Here is a 13,543-nt window from a genome sequence, read left to right as displayed (position 1 = left end):
ATAGTATTTATTTTTATATTTACGCCCTAAAGAACGAGGCTTTACAATATGAATAATAAGATTATTCTTTTTATTTATGTGTTATTATAAAATATATAATTTACGGTATAAGTAGATATGTTTGTAATCTTATTTTAATCAAGATAAATAAATGGTGTTGCAAGTATAGTGTAATAAGATTTCCAAAACCACTCCGTTCCAAAAATCTGTGCTGATTTTATGGGGGAACAGGATGATCTTAACTGGCAGTGAGCATATGTAACCCATGGCACTAGATTCCAAGCTTGATGTTCAACAGGGAAAGCGGCTAGCTGCGGTTGAGCTCCTCCTGATGTAAGGCCCGCATATAATTGCTCTCTGTAATCTGGATTCCGAACAAATGGACCAACAACTCCCCCGCTCGATCTTTGCCACCCAATAATTTGTTCCCAGTGAATTACACCCAATGCAGCGACTTCTCGCTCATGTTCATATGGAGAAAATCTCCCTAACGATGCATTAACATCAATGAAATTAGGGGTAACTCTGATATGATAAATATAACCATCATGATTAAGGTAATCATATACCCAATTAGCTGCAATAGGGTAGTATCTTGTTGTAGATACATAGCCAGAATTATAGCGTGACATTCCTGTTGCAGTTCCATGTACATGATTCCATAAACTTATATCTGGTGGAGGTTGATTAGGCCGTGTTCCATCCATCCCTCGTGGTAGGAAACCGCCATCACGTTTTACTTCTTTAGGAGACTGCATAACCGCTCGATAAACTGTATTATTATCATTGTCATTGGCAAAGACATGCTGTGAAAACACAACAATTATTATAGTAATAAATAATTTAAACATTTTTTTCTAATCTCATTACTTAAATTAACATCTTTTCTGTGCTGAAAATGGAGAAGATAAGATCATGTTTTAAACTAAGCAGCTTTTACTATAGATCTTGTTAAAAACTGCTTTGCTTCTTCAATTAAGGCTTTATATTTCCTGTTTTCTTCGTTTACTCTGGAGGAATAGATTAAGACGAACATGGATAGGAACTAAAAGATATAAAGCTTTTTCAGTAGGATTCATGCCATTTCCAATGGTTTGGTAAATCAAAGCGTACGTCATTATCATAATTAACAAATTCGCTTCTTAATTTTTTTTCACACTCAATGAAATAGTGACGACCTTGGTGTCTTTATTTCATTGCGTTCAATCAGGGAAAGCTATCTAGAGCGAGACTTGATGATTAATTGCTGTAACAGCTCCAGATTTTGCGCTCCCCAATTTTGAGGACCGCAAATCTTGTGTTTTTATAAAATCATTTATCTCTTCAAATTCATATTGCCGCCATATTGTCAAGCGGCAATGTAATCTTTTTCTAAAAAATAATCGCATACTGTACAGTGTACATATTGAAATTGTTATTTATCAATGAGTTAAGTGTACAATGTACAGTCGATTTGAAAATTCTGTCGCTAGCGATAGTTTGCGCTGTCCTGCCCCGCAACAGACCCAACCCGCCGGGAAGTACCTTTTGCATTGATTTTATTGTATTTTTTATGGAAAGAACCAAAGCATAAGTGATAATTTGCTTTAAAAATTACAATTAAAGTGAGTAGTGTGTTGACATAGCTTAAGAACATTATTTAGCTTTCTTATTGGCGGCATATTCTTGACGAGCAAGTTGGTACTGTATATTGGCAATTAATCTCTTATTGGCTTTTTTTATAATAGCACTTGCAATTTCTGGCTTGGACATCACTCCAGCAATTGAGGGTCCTTCTTGTTTTGCAATAGGGAATTGATCTCCGTCTGCTCTTTGAAAAACATTCCCATTCAGCTTTTTTAATTCAACACGCTTTGGAAAACTCCCACCTTTGATAAAAGCATGGGGTAAGATTTCTTTTTTTCCAAACATTTTGTAAGTTACACCGCGTTTTGTTTCTTTTGCTTGAAAAAATTTAAGAGGTATAGGTGTTCCAGAACCAATGATATCTGTCTCGAGAAGCTTTGCTGTAGCCTTTTCTTTAATATAAACGCCTTTTTTGACACGCTTTGATTGGGCTGATGTAACATCGGCAATTTGTTTTTCTGCAAAGCGTTCGACTTGTTTTGCTGCGGTGTTTACAGCATTACGCAAAGCCCAATTAAGGCGTGGTGCTTGAAGATTGGTGAAGGTATCCTTCACCTGTTGAAGATACCATTTTTGGTGGATGATTAACTTCAACTTCTAAGCCTTTTTTGGGGTAGGTGTTGATGACTTAGAAACTTTAGATGCTTTGGGCTGTTCGAGTGAAATTTCTTCTATTGCTGATTCAGATGATGTTTGTACGACTTCTTGTTCTATCTGCTTAATCTGTTCAACTGCCTTTTCAGGTTTTGCTGTTGTTTTAACGTCAACAAAAGGTTTTGCCGCATTGGCGCGCTTGAGACGTGCATAGACCTGATTAGAAACTTCAACAAATGGATTATTGGATGTTGATGGTTCAAAGCGAACAGTGCTTTTATTGTCTCCAACCACACACATTGGTTTAGTGATGACAGCTTTCATCATTGCTCCTTTCGAGTCATAAATTAGTCCATTAATGATTTTTGTTATTTGAAAAATAGATTAGCCGGAATTACCCAGAAAACAGGGCTTTCTAGCCACGTTTCAAGTTCACATTTTACTGAATTTTAGGGGATATTTTTGAATTTTAGACGCAATAAGACTAATGCAGTGGTGTCATTAAATACGATTTTTCACATACTGTCAACAGAAAAATCAATATATTGTGTTTTTTATTTTTTTGATCAAAATGTGGTCTTTTAAAAGATGTCCTTTATTTCTCTTTAGCACAACATTTATGTTGCATTGAAACATTTTAGATGTTATATTATTATAATGAATAGCCAAGAATTGAAAAGATATCTTATAAAGCATGGTTGTACTTTCACCTCAGGGAAAGGTGGTCATTTGCTTGTAAAGCGTGGTTCTAAAAAATCTGTTTTACCTATGCATGGTACGCGAAAAGAATTAGGAACAGGATTAGTCCAGAAGATTCTTAAAGATCTTGACCTAAGATAAGCCTGAATATGGAGATGTAAATGAAATATGCAATTAAATTTATCAAAGATGACAATGATACTCTTCTTGTTGTCTCCAAAGATTTTCAGGAATTTATTACCTACGGTAACGACGAAAAAGAAGCTTTGGAACACGCTAAAAACGCGCTTTTAACAGTTATTATGGAGCGTTTTCAAGATCGTGAACCTATTCCCTTTGGACATCGTGATATTGCCTATCCTTTTGTTGAAGTATCTTCATTGGTGACTTTAAAAATTGCAATACATAACGCTATGATTGAAAAAAACTTACGCAAAGCTGATCTCGTACGTCTTTTAAAACTTCATCCAATACAAATTGACCGATTGTTGGATTTAAACCACTCAAGCAAATTAGATACTTTAGAGTCCACTCTCATTGCTCTTGGAAAAGAGGTTGCCATTAATATCCAAGATGCCGCTTGAAAACTACCGGTTTTGCGTAAAATGCTTATAAAGCACATTAAGAACAATACGCAATGAAAGCACAAGATGTGGTAGTGATTGATCTTCTATAACAAGATACTGTAATGCGGCATGAAGGTTATATTGACGGTGTAAACACTGCGCTTCTTGAACAACACCTTTTACAGCTACAAGATGTTCTGTTGCTATCTGTACCCATTTCTCTCTTGCTCCGTTATCAGAAGTTTTAGGCATTTCATCATAAATAGCACTAGGCAAGGCTTTTGCACATAGATAATTGTTTCTCACTTCAAGATATTTTTGTGCAGCATCATATTGGTCTTGATTGAGTTCGCCTTGCAAATAAAGCCGCCCGATATAGGTGCCGGAAAGCGGATTTTTAGCCTCTTCTATGGTCAAACCAAAGCGCTTAGCACGCATTTCAATTGCCAATTTATCCATGCGTTCATGCGGTGTTTTTGCTCGTGAGATGCGTCCATTTGGTTCTCTGATACATCCGTTAATCCGTGGACGACCACGTTTTGCACGTTTTTTTCTTTTTGTCATATTTTTTTCAATCAGAATGGTATGCTATCATTGTTAATGAGTGCGCTATAATCTTTAGCACCTGAAGCAACAGCATAACTTTGAGCAGTGATAGGTGAAGAGGATGCATCTCTTAATGACAGCATACCGTTATCAATCAAAATGGTATGCTGTCATTAAGAGATGCACTACGATCAGCAGCACCTGAAGCAACAGCATAACTTTGAGCAGTGATAGGTGAAGAGGATGCAGATTGCTCTTTCTTGCTATCAAGCAAATATAATTCGCCTTTAAATTGTGGTAAGACAATCTCTGTTGTATAATGTTCACCGCCATTTTTATCTTGCCATTTGCGTGTCTGTAATTTGCCTTCTACATAAACTTTTGAACCTTTGTTGAGATACTGAAGTGCAATTTTTGCCAAATGTGGATTAAAAACCACAATGGAATGCCATTCTGTTTTCTCTACTTTTTGATGGGTATTTTTATCTGTATAGCTCTCAGAAGTTGCCATACGAAAATTGACCACCTCAGCTCCAGAAGTCATTGTTTTGCTTTCGGGATCAGCACCAAGGCGTCCGATTAACATCACTTTATTTAGCATGTTTTTTCTTACCTTAAATTTGTATTTTAATACATAGAAAATCTTAGCATGATTTGCATATTTTTTCAATTATTTCAAAATGATATTATTGTTTTTTAACATATAAAATTATGTCTTAAAGCGCTCTTTGATAAATATCGATTGACATAAATGCATGGTGTATAGTATCAAGTATCAAGAGGGTATATATGGCAATCGTTAGTTTTAAGCATAAAGGGTTGAAATTATTCTTTGAAAGAGGAGTCTGCAAAGGCATACAACCCGCGCATGCTAAAAAATTAGCAAACATTTTAGTAATTTTAGATACAATATCCGCGCCTGAACAAGTTACTCTTAAATCGTATCGTCTACATGCGCTTACAGGCGATTTAAAAGGTTACTGGTCAATGCGTGTTAATGCAAATTGGCGTGTTACTTTTCGTTTCATTGGGACAGACGTTGAACTGGTTGATTATCAAGATTACCATTGAGTTTTGAGGTGTTATTATGATGTACAATCCTCCACACCCTGGCGGCATTTTGAAAGAAGAATTGCTTGATGAATTAGGGTTAACAGTAACAGAAGCTGCAAATCGTCTTGGCGTTGCACGTTTAACTTTATCCCGCGTCTTAAACTGCCATGCGGCGATTAGCATTAATTTAGCTTTACGGTTAGAAAAAGCGGGTTTAAATGATGCGGAATTCTGGCTTAAATTGCAACAAAAACATGATTTGTGGCAAGCTCGGCATAACAGCCCAATCCCACATATTTCACCTTTAGAGCAAGTAGGGCATCTTTAAAAATACTTAGTCCATTTTTCTTCACACCTAGAGGTCATGTTCTTTAAAATCAAGCAACTTCTGATAGTTTTTTTACGCCTTTATTGATCTCATCTATGAGGGGTTCGTAATTGAGAACGCTTTTAGGAACATTACCACCATAAACCCACGCCTTCACTTGCGCTTTGGTACTAAAATCTGCTCCTTTTGGTGTATCGTAATACTGTCCACCATCAAACTTTTCACACTCTCTTGTGCCATCAGGATATTCGTAGAGGTTGTAAAAATACTCGGCCGCTCCGTCTCCCCAAGGGACATAACCAACAGCTGTTGCAACAAACTTTTTTTGCATTGGCTGTTTATGGTTTTTTAAGAACAGATCTTTTAATATTCTCATGCTTTTAGTCCATAATTTTACCAACTGGTCTATTTGTCTCAAATTTGACCGTACAGAGCTGTTTAATTCCTAATGTTTTAAGTTACATAAAATCTTTAAATCACTCTCTACGGTGCCATTTTATCGATTTAAATGCGTATCTAATCGTAAAACCATCAGCACTTTTCACTATTTTGCTGTTTTCCTTCAATGTCCTTTAAAATTTCTTCAAGACCTCTTTGAAGCTTTTCCAAGCAGACTGATGTTAACGGTGCCTCTTGTGCTTTTTCCGTTCTCTCAGGCTTTTCAAGGTTCTTTAGAAGACGATTAGCTTGCAAGCGAATATCGCTTTCAAGCTTTTCGCAATAACGATAAAAATCTGCTGTTGAGGGCATAAAGGTTGCATTTAATCCCTCTGCTTTGCCTTTTAAAGCGTTCTTTGTTGCCGTTTGCAATGCCCAGCTGCTCACACCTTCAAGAGCGTAAAGATACGCAAGAGCTGTTGACTTTGCATCTGATCCCAATTGGCTTTTGAGACCACTTGAAAGGACAAGATACGTCGTTTGGATTTCCTCTTCGCTCGCTTTTTTTTCAAGTTTTTTCAACGCATTATTGACTAATGAAGTAACTCTCTCCACTTCTACAATCGAGGGCTTTTGACCCGTTTTCCAAAGGAATGGTGGTTCTTTCTCCATCCTCGAATAAAAATTTGTAAACACTATCTGAATTTTTGATATCGGACATGTGCTGTGCAACTCGATAATTCCACCCGCGCTGTTGTCCTGTTTGTTCAATGCTTGCTTTTCCATAATTTTCTCCTTGTTTGTAATTTTTTGAATTTCTTACCCAGTTACGCCATGTTGCTTGCCAATCGATTTTGGTTGCATTTGCTCCGGCTTTTGAACGCCAATAATCTCGGAATTTTGCAATCTCGACTTTCACGCGCTCCGGAGGCAAGCCCTCTGCAATGGCAAAATCGTAATCGGGTTCAAAATCCGCAGGCAATCGACAACCGCGATTAGCTTTCGCTCGTTTTGCTTTTTCTGGAACGTTCTCTTGCTCGTGAATGGGAGGTTGGTTGTCTACACCCGTTGCGATTTGCTCTGATGTAGTCTCAACAGCAGCAACCTCTGTTGGTTCGTCAACCTGTTCGTTTGTTTCTAAACTTTCAGAACCAATTTCTTTTTTTGCTAAAACGATAGTTTTAGTTTTTTTATTATAACTGTTAATGTTAGTGTTATTGTTTATGTTATATATATAGGCATCATTAAGCATGTCGTAAGCATCATGCTTAGCATCCTTAAGCATACTGTTAGCATCATGCTTAATAACTTTAGCATCGTTAAGCATGGCTTTAGCATCGTTTTTATCAGGATTTTCAGAGGCTTTAGCATCATCACAAGCATCATTTGTATGTTTATCCCATCTTGCCTGCGCTGCTTTCTTTGCTCTCTCTGATAACTTCTTTGACCGAGATGTCTTCGATACCTTATCTAAGCTTTCATTAGAGTTATTGAGTTCTTCTTCAACTTTTAAACTCCATAAACACCCATCGTCTAAACGTTCGATATGACCTGTGCTTATTAAAACTTCTAACGCTTTCATAAACATTTTTACTGAACAACCAGTGTAATTAGCCCAGACCTTTGTGTTATTTAAAAGCGGCTCTCCAGTATAAAGCATTTGCAAACGCAATTTTATATAAACATTGCATTCAATGGGAGATAAACAAGCAAGATCAAGAATCCACCTATCTGCAAAAAGCCTCGTCCACGGTAATTTACTGGACATATATACCCCCTTCTTTCATTAAATATAAAATTGCTAAAGCATCTGCTTCGTTGTCGTCTTTCGGATTGTGTCCTTTTGTACGCACTGCCTTAATCATTTCTTCTTTTGAGGCGTTGCCTTTTCCTGTCGTCGCCTTCTTAATGGTGCCAACAGGAATGCCTTCATATGGTATCTGATGATGTTCACACCAAGCCGTTAAGTGACCTAATAAACCACCGTACACATGCGCTGCATCCGTACCAATATGCCGGCGCACCTCTTCAAAATACACCGCATCAATTTCATCAACAGACCTCTTTAGTTCAATAAGCCACCGTTTAAAGCGTAAATAACGCATACCACCGCCTTCAAAACGGCGTGATTGAAAATCTTCTGTATCGCTTGTTATATGACCATCCGCACCGCATATCGCCCAGCCTGTCTTGGTCCCTAGATCAAGACATAAAATGGTTTGTGCGTTAGTGATCATAATCCCCCCTTAAGGCTCTACGTATTTATATGTTTGCTATGACAGAGCGTGTTGTGATTGCCTGTCTTGAAAAAATGTTTATGAAAAAGTATCCTCCCAACGATTCTAAAAAAGTGGGGAGGGGAAAGATGCAAGAATGGATAAAGATATTTCTTACAGGTTTTGTGTCATTTGCTGTGTCGCTTTCTGTAGCGCTTATTTTAAGAAATAAAGACCGTAAAGAAGCAACCAAAATCCGCAAAGATGATTTAGAAAAAGCTGCAAAGAAACGAGAAGAAGATAGGGAATGGATAAGCAAGCAATTTGCAGAAAGCCAAGAACAGACGACAGCCCTTAAAGAGCAAGCGATATCGACAAAAGATCTTGCCAAATGGTCAGAGGAACATATTAAAATTTTGTTAGATAACAAAAGAGTACAGGATTTAGGACCGCCACTTTCCATATATGCAACTGGACCGCATCTTCCAACAAAGGACAAGTGGACGCTTCTTTTCTTAAAGGTAGAAAATAATGCACAAACTGTCGTCCATATTTTAAATATAAAGCTAAAAGATGGTTCTCGCTTTATTCTTGGATATGGCATCATATACAAACCTGAAACAAGATGGCAGCAAATGCAATCACCATATGTTAATCCTGATGCTAAGCCAACGTCACACAAATCACGCGGCTTCTGTGATAAAGCGAAGAATTTTCGAACGGGACCAGAAATCGATGTTAATATTTCTGTAGCTCCCTCAGAAGGCAAACCTTCGAGAATCCTTATTTTTGTAGCAGCACGTGAAGAAGATATAAAAGACCAAGTTACTTTAATCATTACCCATACATCCCCACTGCAACCAGAAACAAAAATGACTGTAACAACACAAACCAGCCTCATAGACTTTAAAAAAGTGGATTAACTCAATTCAGACGCACACTACACGCATCATTTATTAATTTGATTTCTTCTTCTCTTTTTTCGATGAGTTTATCCCTTAAGAAATCAAGCCTATTTTTGACTAAGGCTATAAATAAGATTAGCTCATTTAAGCGATAAAAAGATGACAACTCTTGAGAAAAATAATTATCAAACCAAGTTGTAAAAGCTTGCGTAAACACAGATGAAAACCATTGATTAAAATCATCGTACGGAAATAACGGAAAATAATTTCTATCATCACGCACAAAGATACTATGCAGCATATAGACAAAACAACCTGTTGATGAGGGATCTATACTTATCTCAAAACATGCATCTTGAGGCGAAAGGACACCATAATATATGCCTTCCTGTCCAATCTTATTAACAAGGTCGATCAACTGGACTTTACTTATAGTGATCTGTGGGACATCTATCATCTTTGATCTTTCTTTTTAAGAGTCTAAATGCTGCTGTTGTGACAGGGCGCGTTGTGATTGTCTGTCTTGCAAAAATGTTTTTGAAAAAGGAACCTCGCAATGATTCATTGTTAATTAACAATCCTCATTTTTGGCTCAAATGACGCAAGTTAAAAAACTTCTCCTGCAAAAATAAAATCGATCAATCTCGGTTCTTCTTTTTTGTTGATTAACTCAGTGATTTTATTATTTAATTCATCAATAACTTTCATCTGTGAAGCTAACTTTAGCCTTTGGCTGTATAGCGTTTCATTTTTTTGCTTAATTAAAGAGGATAGGTTTTCAAGTACTACTTGCTGTTGTTCAATTGACTTATCTCGCTCTGCAAGAGTTGCTTCATGCCATCTCATCCAATTATCAAATTGTGACTTATGCCATTCTTCTTGTTTCGCAAGAACTTTTGTATGAGTTCTATGTCGTTTTATAAGATCTTCTACGCTACAATCACGATCCGGTATTTGTATAAATTCTTCCACCAATCTATCTCCATTCTCAATTTTCGTATTACAACCTATTAATCTACAAATCCGTGTGTAGAGTTTCTTCAATATTCCGTTTCTCATGATCTTTCTTCTTTAAGAGTGTGAATTATGCTGTGGGTGTTTGTTATCAGCTGTAGTCAGTGGCACGCCTACCTCTTCAAGAGAGGGGCTTGGGTATAAATCGACATACCAGTCAACGGGACGAACAATACCATTGGTTGTCTTTTCAATCTTTAAGACAATTTCAGGCTCAGGAAACCGCAAGCCGCGTAAATACCTGTTAATCGTACTCTGTGCTACGCCAACTTGCTTCCCAAATTCGGCTTGAGATAGTTTATTTCGTGTGAGATATGATTTCAATTTTTCCATAATTCAAATAAATACCATAAAGGACTGCTTTAGTCAATAAAAAATACCTTTATGGACTTTGTTAAATAAGCAGTCTTGGTGTAAGGTTTAGAGCATGCATATAATTAAAAAATTGAGGAAAGATTTGGGACTCACACAGGTGAAATTGGCTGAAAAAGCTGGTACCACGCAACCTCAAATAAAACGGCTTGAAAAAGGTGAGCGAAAATTAACCAAAGAGTGGGCGGAAAAGTTAGCACCACATCTTGGTGTAAAGCCATTTAATCTTCTTTTCCCAGAAAACGAGGAAATACATCCCATATCTAATGCTATTGGAATGATACCGGTGATAGGAAAAGTTGCTGCTAGCTCGTGGATGTCGGTCGAAGATATGGATTTTGGATTTGATGACATAGAATATGTACCCAGCACCTCGAAATACCCAGCTCACTTTCAATTTGCTTTAAAAATCGAGGGCAACTGCCTTAACAAAATTGCTCGTGATGGTGATCAACTTATTTGCGTAGACATAATAAAAGCCGGCATTAATGTGGAACCTAACGATCTCGTGATAGTTGAACGCAGCCGATTCAATGGTCAAATGATTGAGCGTACAGCTAAACGTATACGTCAAACTATTAGTGGATTTGAACTATGGCCTGAAAGTACTGAACCCAATCATCAAGAACCTATCAAAATAAATGGGGCAACTGATGGAGAGGAGATTCGTGTAGTTGGGAAAGTTCTTTGGATTTTAAGAAAACCCTGAAAACAAAGGAGAAGCGGGAATGGGGACAGTAGACGAGAGCTTAAAAATAATAGCTGATAAAGTCAAAAATCATTCAGATACTATGTTAACTGAAGAAGCGGTCAAAACAGCGGTCGTTTTACCCTTTCTGCGCGCACTTGGGTATGATATTTTCGATCCACTTGAAGTCATTCCCGAGTTTACTGCTGATGCCGTTGGTAAAAAAGGTGAAAAAGTTGACTATGCTATCCGTATAGACGGTGAGATACGTATTCTTTTTGAGTGCAAACCGATATCTTGCGAATTGAGTTCAAAGCATTTAAGTCAATTATATCGATACTTTAGTGTAACGAATGCTAAATTCGCGATTTTGACAAATGGTCGATTTTTTCATTTTTACACAGATCTTGATGCTGCAAACAAGCTCGATAATAGGCCATTCCTTACTTTTGATGTAATAGAATACAATACTGTGGTACTTACAGAGCTTAAAAAGTTTGAACGCTCAGCATTTAATATTGAAAATATATTGGTGACAGCCGAGCAGCTCAAATATGTATCTGGAATAAAACAAAACATCCAAAAAGAAATAGAAAATCCGTCCGAAGGTTTTGTTCGTGTTGCTTGTGCGGATGTTTATGAAGGGCGCCTGACTGCTAATGTCTTAGAAATGCTCACAGGTGTTACTAAAAATGCGTTTCGCGAAGTAATATCTGATGCGGTAAAAAGTCGGCTTTCTAGCGCTTTACAAACAACAACTGAAACCGACAAGCAAGATAATATTGCTACATCTATTGGTAATGAACATGTCATAATAACGACCGAAGAGGAAGTTGAAGGCTTCATGATTGTCAAGGCAATTGCGCGTGAAGTTATTTCTGCCGACCGTATTGTTATCAGAGATGCAAAGTCGTACTGCGCCATTTTAATTGACAATAATAACAGAAAGCCGTTGGTTCGACTGCACTTTAACAGAAAACGTAAGCAACTAGCCCTTTTCGATACTGATATTGATGAAAAAGTCGGTATTGAAACGCTAGATAATATTTATGATTTTGCAGACAGAATAAGAGAAACAGCAAAAAAATATTTATAAGATATTCTAACAACCTATGTATGCCGCGCTGAAGCGGGGTTTTTTTGTTCGTCCGCAGTTTTTATAAAAAAACTACGGCGTTATCTACCCATCGATTGGCTCTGTCTGCACACTGCCCCAATTTTTCCTGCACATAAATTTCAAATACAGCTAACTGATTTATTTTTTTACGGGATACTAGGAAGTATCATGCCTCTACACTGAACGCTACAATACCCAAACCGATTCGTAATAAATATTAAAGTTCATTTATAAAAAACCATTTTAGCATAAAATGACTTGACTATAATAATCCTTTACGGTATATTCCTCTATAACAACATATCACGAAGAAGCAAAAGCCGATCTGGTGTAGATTAAATTACATTGACACAAACAATTGCCAAGAGGCGTTAGGGAGGGGAAATTATGGATAAGCCAATTCTTATTAATTCTGATGAGATTTTATTAGTTGTCTACGATAATGATCAACATATTGGTCGGTCAGGTCCACTTGATGAAAGCCAAGTTTTAGGGATCGTTAATGAAGCGGATGATGTAATCCAAATCTTTCGCATCAATCTTTCTGAAAAGAACTGTGAAGACATTTCTGAAGAAATTGCAGAAGCATATGTAAAAGAAAACTTCGAAGATCTCGATGAGGACAGCAAAGTGCAGTCTTATGTATATGAAAGTGATGCTTACCATAGTCTTTTAGACGATATCGCAGAAGAAAAATATAATGATGAGATGTTTGGTACCTATGAAGAGCAGAACCGTTTGCAACCATGTGATGTCATCCCCAACTGTTCACCATACATAGTGCGTTTTTAAAAGCGCCCCTTTCAATCCCACCAATATGAGGTTCGTAATGGAAAAGCCTATTGCTATCCAGCACAATACAATCAAACACGAAACCGTTCAAACGGTCAACGCTCGTGAATTGCATGCATTTTTGGAAGTTAATTCCAATTTTAGAGATTGGATTAAAAATCGTATTAAAGAATATAATTTCCAAGAAAATCAAGATTTTATAATTTTCGCTAAAATTTTAGCGAAATCCTTAAGAGGGCGTCCAAGCATGGAATACCACCTTACCTTAGACATGGCAAAAGAACTTTCCATGTTAGAGCGTAATGAAAAAGGTAAAGAAGCCCGTCAATATTTCATTGAATGCGAGCGGCGTGTAAAACAAGTTGTTACACCACAAATCGATTACTCAAGTTCACAAGTGATGATTGGCTTTTTGAATTACCTACAAGGACAAATAAATCAAAAAGATACTATCATTGAAGATTTAAAACCAAAAGCAATGGCTCTTGAAAATTTACAGCGTTATAATGGGCTCTTTGGTCTTACAGAAGCCGCTAAAATACTCGAGATGCAACCAAAGCAATTCATTCTCTTCTTACAGCAAAAAGGTTGGGTTTACAGACGAGCAGCAGGTGGAAATTTGCTTCCTTATCAAGACAAAATCCAAAAG

General features: G+C 37.1%; 22 protein-coding genes and 1 pseudogene. 9 read left to right on the top strand and 14 right to left on the bottom strand.

Translation table 11 applies throughout. The features are described 5' to 3' along the window. Positions 1-134 precede the first annotated feature (134 nt). The 4 genes and pseudogenes from MCS_RS06720 to MCS_RS06705 all read right to left on the bottom strand — a co-directional run bounded on the left by MCS_RS06720 (position 135) and on the right by MCS_RS06705 (position 2,544). Complete coding sequence (locus MCS_RS06720; protein WP_004856711.1) at positions 135-851, bottom strand: enterotoxin A family protein; 717 nt, start codon at positions 849-851, stop codon at positions 135-137. A gap of 74 nt (positions 852-925) precedes the next feature. Beyond that, a pseudogene (locus MCS_RS08735) lies at positions 926-1,216 on the bottom strand (phage antirepressor Ant); the annotation flags it as partial. Between the two features lie 419 nt (positions 1,217-1,635). Further along, positions 1,636-2,220, bottom strand: a complete 585-nt coding sequence (locus MCS_RS06710) for a hypothetical protein (RefSeq protein ID WP_024864293.1) — start codon at positions 2,218-2,220, stop codon at positions 1,636-1,638. A 3-nt stretch (positions 2,221-2,223) separates the two neighbouring features. Beyond that, positions 2,224-2,544, bottom strand: coding sequence for a hypothetical protein (locus tag MCS_RS06705; protein ID WP_004856706.1), 321 nt, complete (start codon positions 2,542-2,544; stop codon positions 2,224-2,226). Between the two features lie 333 nt (positions 2,545-2,877). Between MCS_RS06705 and MCS_RS06700 the strand changes: the two genes are divergently transcribed. Further along, on the top strand, positions 2,878-3,060 hold the full coding sequence (locus MCS_RS06700) for a type II toxin-antitoxin system HicA family toxin (protein WP_004856704.1): 183 nt from the start codon (positions 2,878-2,880) through the stop codon (positions 3,058-3,060). Between the two features lie 20 nt (positions 3,061-3,080). Beyond that, a complete protein-coding gene (locus tag MCS_RS06695; protein ID WP_004856701.1) occupies positions 3,081-3,503 on the top strand; it encodes a type II toxin-antitoxin system HicB family antitoxin in 423 nt (140 codons plus the stop codon). A gap of 3 nt (positions 3,504-3,506) precedes the next feature. Here the strand turns inward: MCS_RS06695 and MCS_RS06690 are convergent, their stop codons facing one another. Genes MCS_RS06690 through ssb form a run of 3 tightly spaced genes read right to left on the bottom strand, consistent with a single transcriptional unit; the run spans position 3,507 to position 4,632 of the window. Beyond that, positions 3,507-4,049, bottom strand: a complete 543-nt coding sequence (locus tag MCS_RS06690; RefSeq protein WP_004856699.1) for a hypothetical protein — start codon at positions 4,047-4,049, stop codon at positions 3,507-3,509. Positions 4,050-4,060: 11 nt separating this feature from the next. Then, complete coding sequence (locus tag MCS_RS08860) at positions 4,061-4,189, bottom strand: hypothetical protein (protein WP_280641964.1); 129 nt, start codon at positions 4,187-4,189, stop codon at positions 4,061-4,063. Beyond that, the gene (gene ssb / locus MCS_RS06685) at positions 4,186-4,632 is read right to left on the bottom strand and encodes a single-stranded DNA-binding protein (RefSeq protein WP_004856695.1); all 447 of its coding nucleotides are present in this window, start codon (positions 4,630-4,632) and stop codon (positions 4,186-4,188) included. The genes MCS_RS08860 and ssb overlap by 4 nt, the downstream gene beginning before the upstream one ends. A 188-nt stretch (positions 4,633-4,820) precedes the next feature. Here ssb and MCS_RS06680 point away from each other — a divergent pair, with 188 nt between their 5' ends. Together MCS_RS06680 and MCS_RS06675 are read left to right on the top strand one after the other, a co-directional pair. Further along, complete coding sequence (locus tag MCS_RS06680; protein ID WP_004856694.1) at positions 4,821-5,102, top strand: type II toxin-antitoxin system RelE/ParE family toxin; 282 nt, start codon at positions 4,821-4,823, stop codon at positions 5,100-5,102. A gap of 16 nt (positions 5,103-5,118) precedes the next feature. Then, positions 5,119-5,412 carry a HigA family addiction module antitoxin gene (locus tag MCS_RS06675; RefSeq protein ID WP_004856691.1) on the top strand — a complete coding sequence of 98 codons (294 nt, stop codon included), beginning with the start codon at positions 5,119-5,121 and terminating at the stop codon, positions 5,410-5,412. A gap of 49 nt (positions 5,413-5,461) precedes the next feature. Here the strand turns inward: MCS_RS06675 and MCS_RS06670 are convergent, their stop codons facing one another. The 4 genes from MCS_RS06670 to MCS_RS06655 form a co-directional block, all read right to left on the bottom strand. Further along, complete coding sequence (locus MCS_RS06670; RefSeq protein WP_004856689.1) at positions 5,462-5,788, bottom strand: hypothetical protein; 327 nt, start codon at positions 5,786-5,788, stop codon at positions 5,462-5,464. A gap of 155 nt (positions 5,789-5,943) precedes the next feature. Further along, entirely contained in the window at positions 5,944-6,462 is a 519-nt protein-coding gene (locus MCS_RS06665; RefSeq protein WP_035452307.1) for a hypothetical protein, read from the bottom strand. Continuing rightward, positions 6,377-7,558 carry a DUF1376 domain-containing protein gene (locus MCS_RS06660; protein WP_004856684.1) on the bottom strand — a complete coding sequence of 394 codons (1,182 nt, stop codon included), beginning with the start codon at positions 7,556-7,558 and terminating at the stop codon, positions 6,377-6,379. Before MCS_RS06660 ends, MCS_RS06665 begins: the two co-directional genes overlap by 86 nt. After that, positions 7,548-8,027: a crossover junction endodeoxyribonuclease RuvC gene (locus MCS_RS06655; RefSeq protein WP_004856681.1), complete on the bottom strand. Its 480-nt coding sequence runs from the start codon at positions 8,025-8,027 to the stop codon at positions 7,548-7,550. Before MCS_RS06655 ends, MCS_RS06660 begins: the two co-directional genes overlap by 11 nt. A gap of 29 nt (positions 8,028-8,056) precedes the next feature. Between MCS_RS06655 and MCS_RS06650 the strand changes: the two genes are divergently transcribed. Next, complete coding sequence (locus MCS_RS06650) at positions 8,057-8,929, top strand: hypothetical protein (protein ID WP_004856678.1); 873 nt, start codon at positions 8,057-8,059, stop codon at positions 8,927-8,929. 1 nt (position 8,930) lies between these two features. On the opposite strand, the gene MCS_RS06645 is transcribed toward MCS_RS06650, so the two are convergent. The 3 genes from MCS_RS06645 to MCS_RS06635 all read right to left on the bottom strand — a co-directional run bounded on the left by MCS_RS06645 (position 8,931) and on the right by MCS_RS06635 (position 10,258). Further along, positions 8,931-9,368 (bottom strand): hypothetical protein, encoded by a 438-nt coding sequence (locus MCS_RS06645; RefSeq protein ID WP_004856675.1) that lies wholly within the window; start codon positions 9,366-9,368, stop codon positions 8,931-8,933. A gap of 149 nt (positions 9,369-9,517) precedes the next feature. Further along, on the bottom strand, positions 9,518-9,883 hold the full coding sequence (locus tag MCS_RS06640; protein ID WP_004856671.1) for a hypothetical protein: 366 nt from the start codon (positions 9,881-9,883) through the stop codon (positions 9,518-9,520). Positions 9,884-9,982: 99 nt separating this feature from the next. After that, positions 9,983-10,258 carry a helix-turn-helix domain-containing protein gene (locus MCS_RS06635; RefSeq protein WP_004856669.1) on the bottom strand — a complete coding sequence of 92 codons (276 nt, stop codon included), beginning with the start codon at positions 10,256-10,258 and terminating at the stop codon, positions 9,983-9,985. Positions 10,259-10,352: 94 nt separating this feature from the next. On the opposite strand from MCS_RS06635, the gene MCS_RS06630 reads away from it, so the two are divergent. The 4 genes from MCS_RS06630 to MCS_RS06615 all read left to right on the top strand — a co-directional run. Then, positions 10,353-11,006, top strand: a complete 654-nt coding sequence (locus MCS_RS06630) for a LexA family protein (protein WP_004856665.1) — start codon at positions 10,353-10,355, stop codon at positions 11,004-11,006. Positions 11,007-11,025: 19 nt separating this feature from the next. Beyond that, positions 11,026-12,081: a type I restriction endonuclease gene (locus MCS_RS06625; RefSeq protein ID WP_004856661.1), complete on the top strand. Its 1,056-nt coding sequence runs from the start codon at positions 11,026-11,028 to the stop codon at positions 12,079-12,081. A 408-nt stretch (positions 12,082-12,489) separates the two neighbouring features. Beyond that, positions 12,490-12,894, top strand: coding sequence for a hypothetical protein (locus MCS_RS06620; RefSeq protein WP_004856660.1), 405 nt, complete (start codon positions 12,490-12,492; stop codon positions 12,892-12,894). Between the two features lie 37 nt (positions 12,895-12,931). Further along, positions 12,932-13,543, top strand: a 612-nt coding sequence (locus tag MCS_RS06615; RefSeq protein WP_004856657.1) for an antA/AntB antirepressor family protein, incomplete at its 3' end; no start/stop codon positions are given.

The sequence above is a fragment of the Bartonella doshiae NCTC 12862 = ATCC 700133 genome (assembly GCF_000278155.1).
Taxonomy (GTDB): domain Bacteria; phylum Pseudomonadota; class Alphaproteobacteria; order Rhizobiales; family Rhizobiaceae; genus Bartonella; species Bartonella doshiae.
This window is presented reverse-complemented; position numbering and strand designations above follow the sequence as displayed.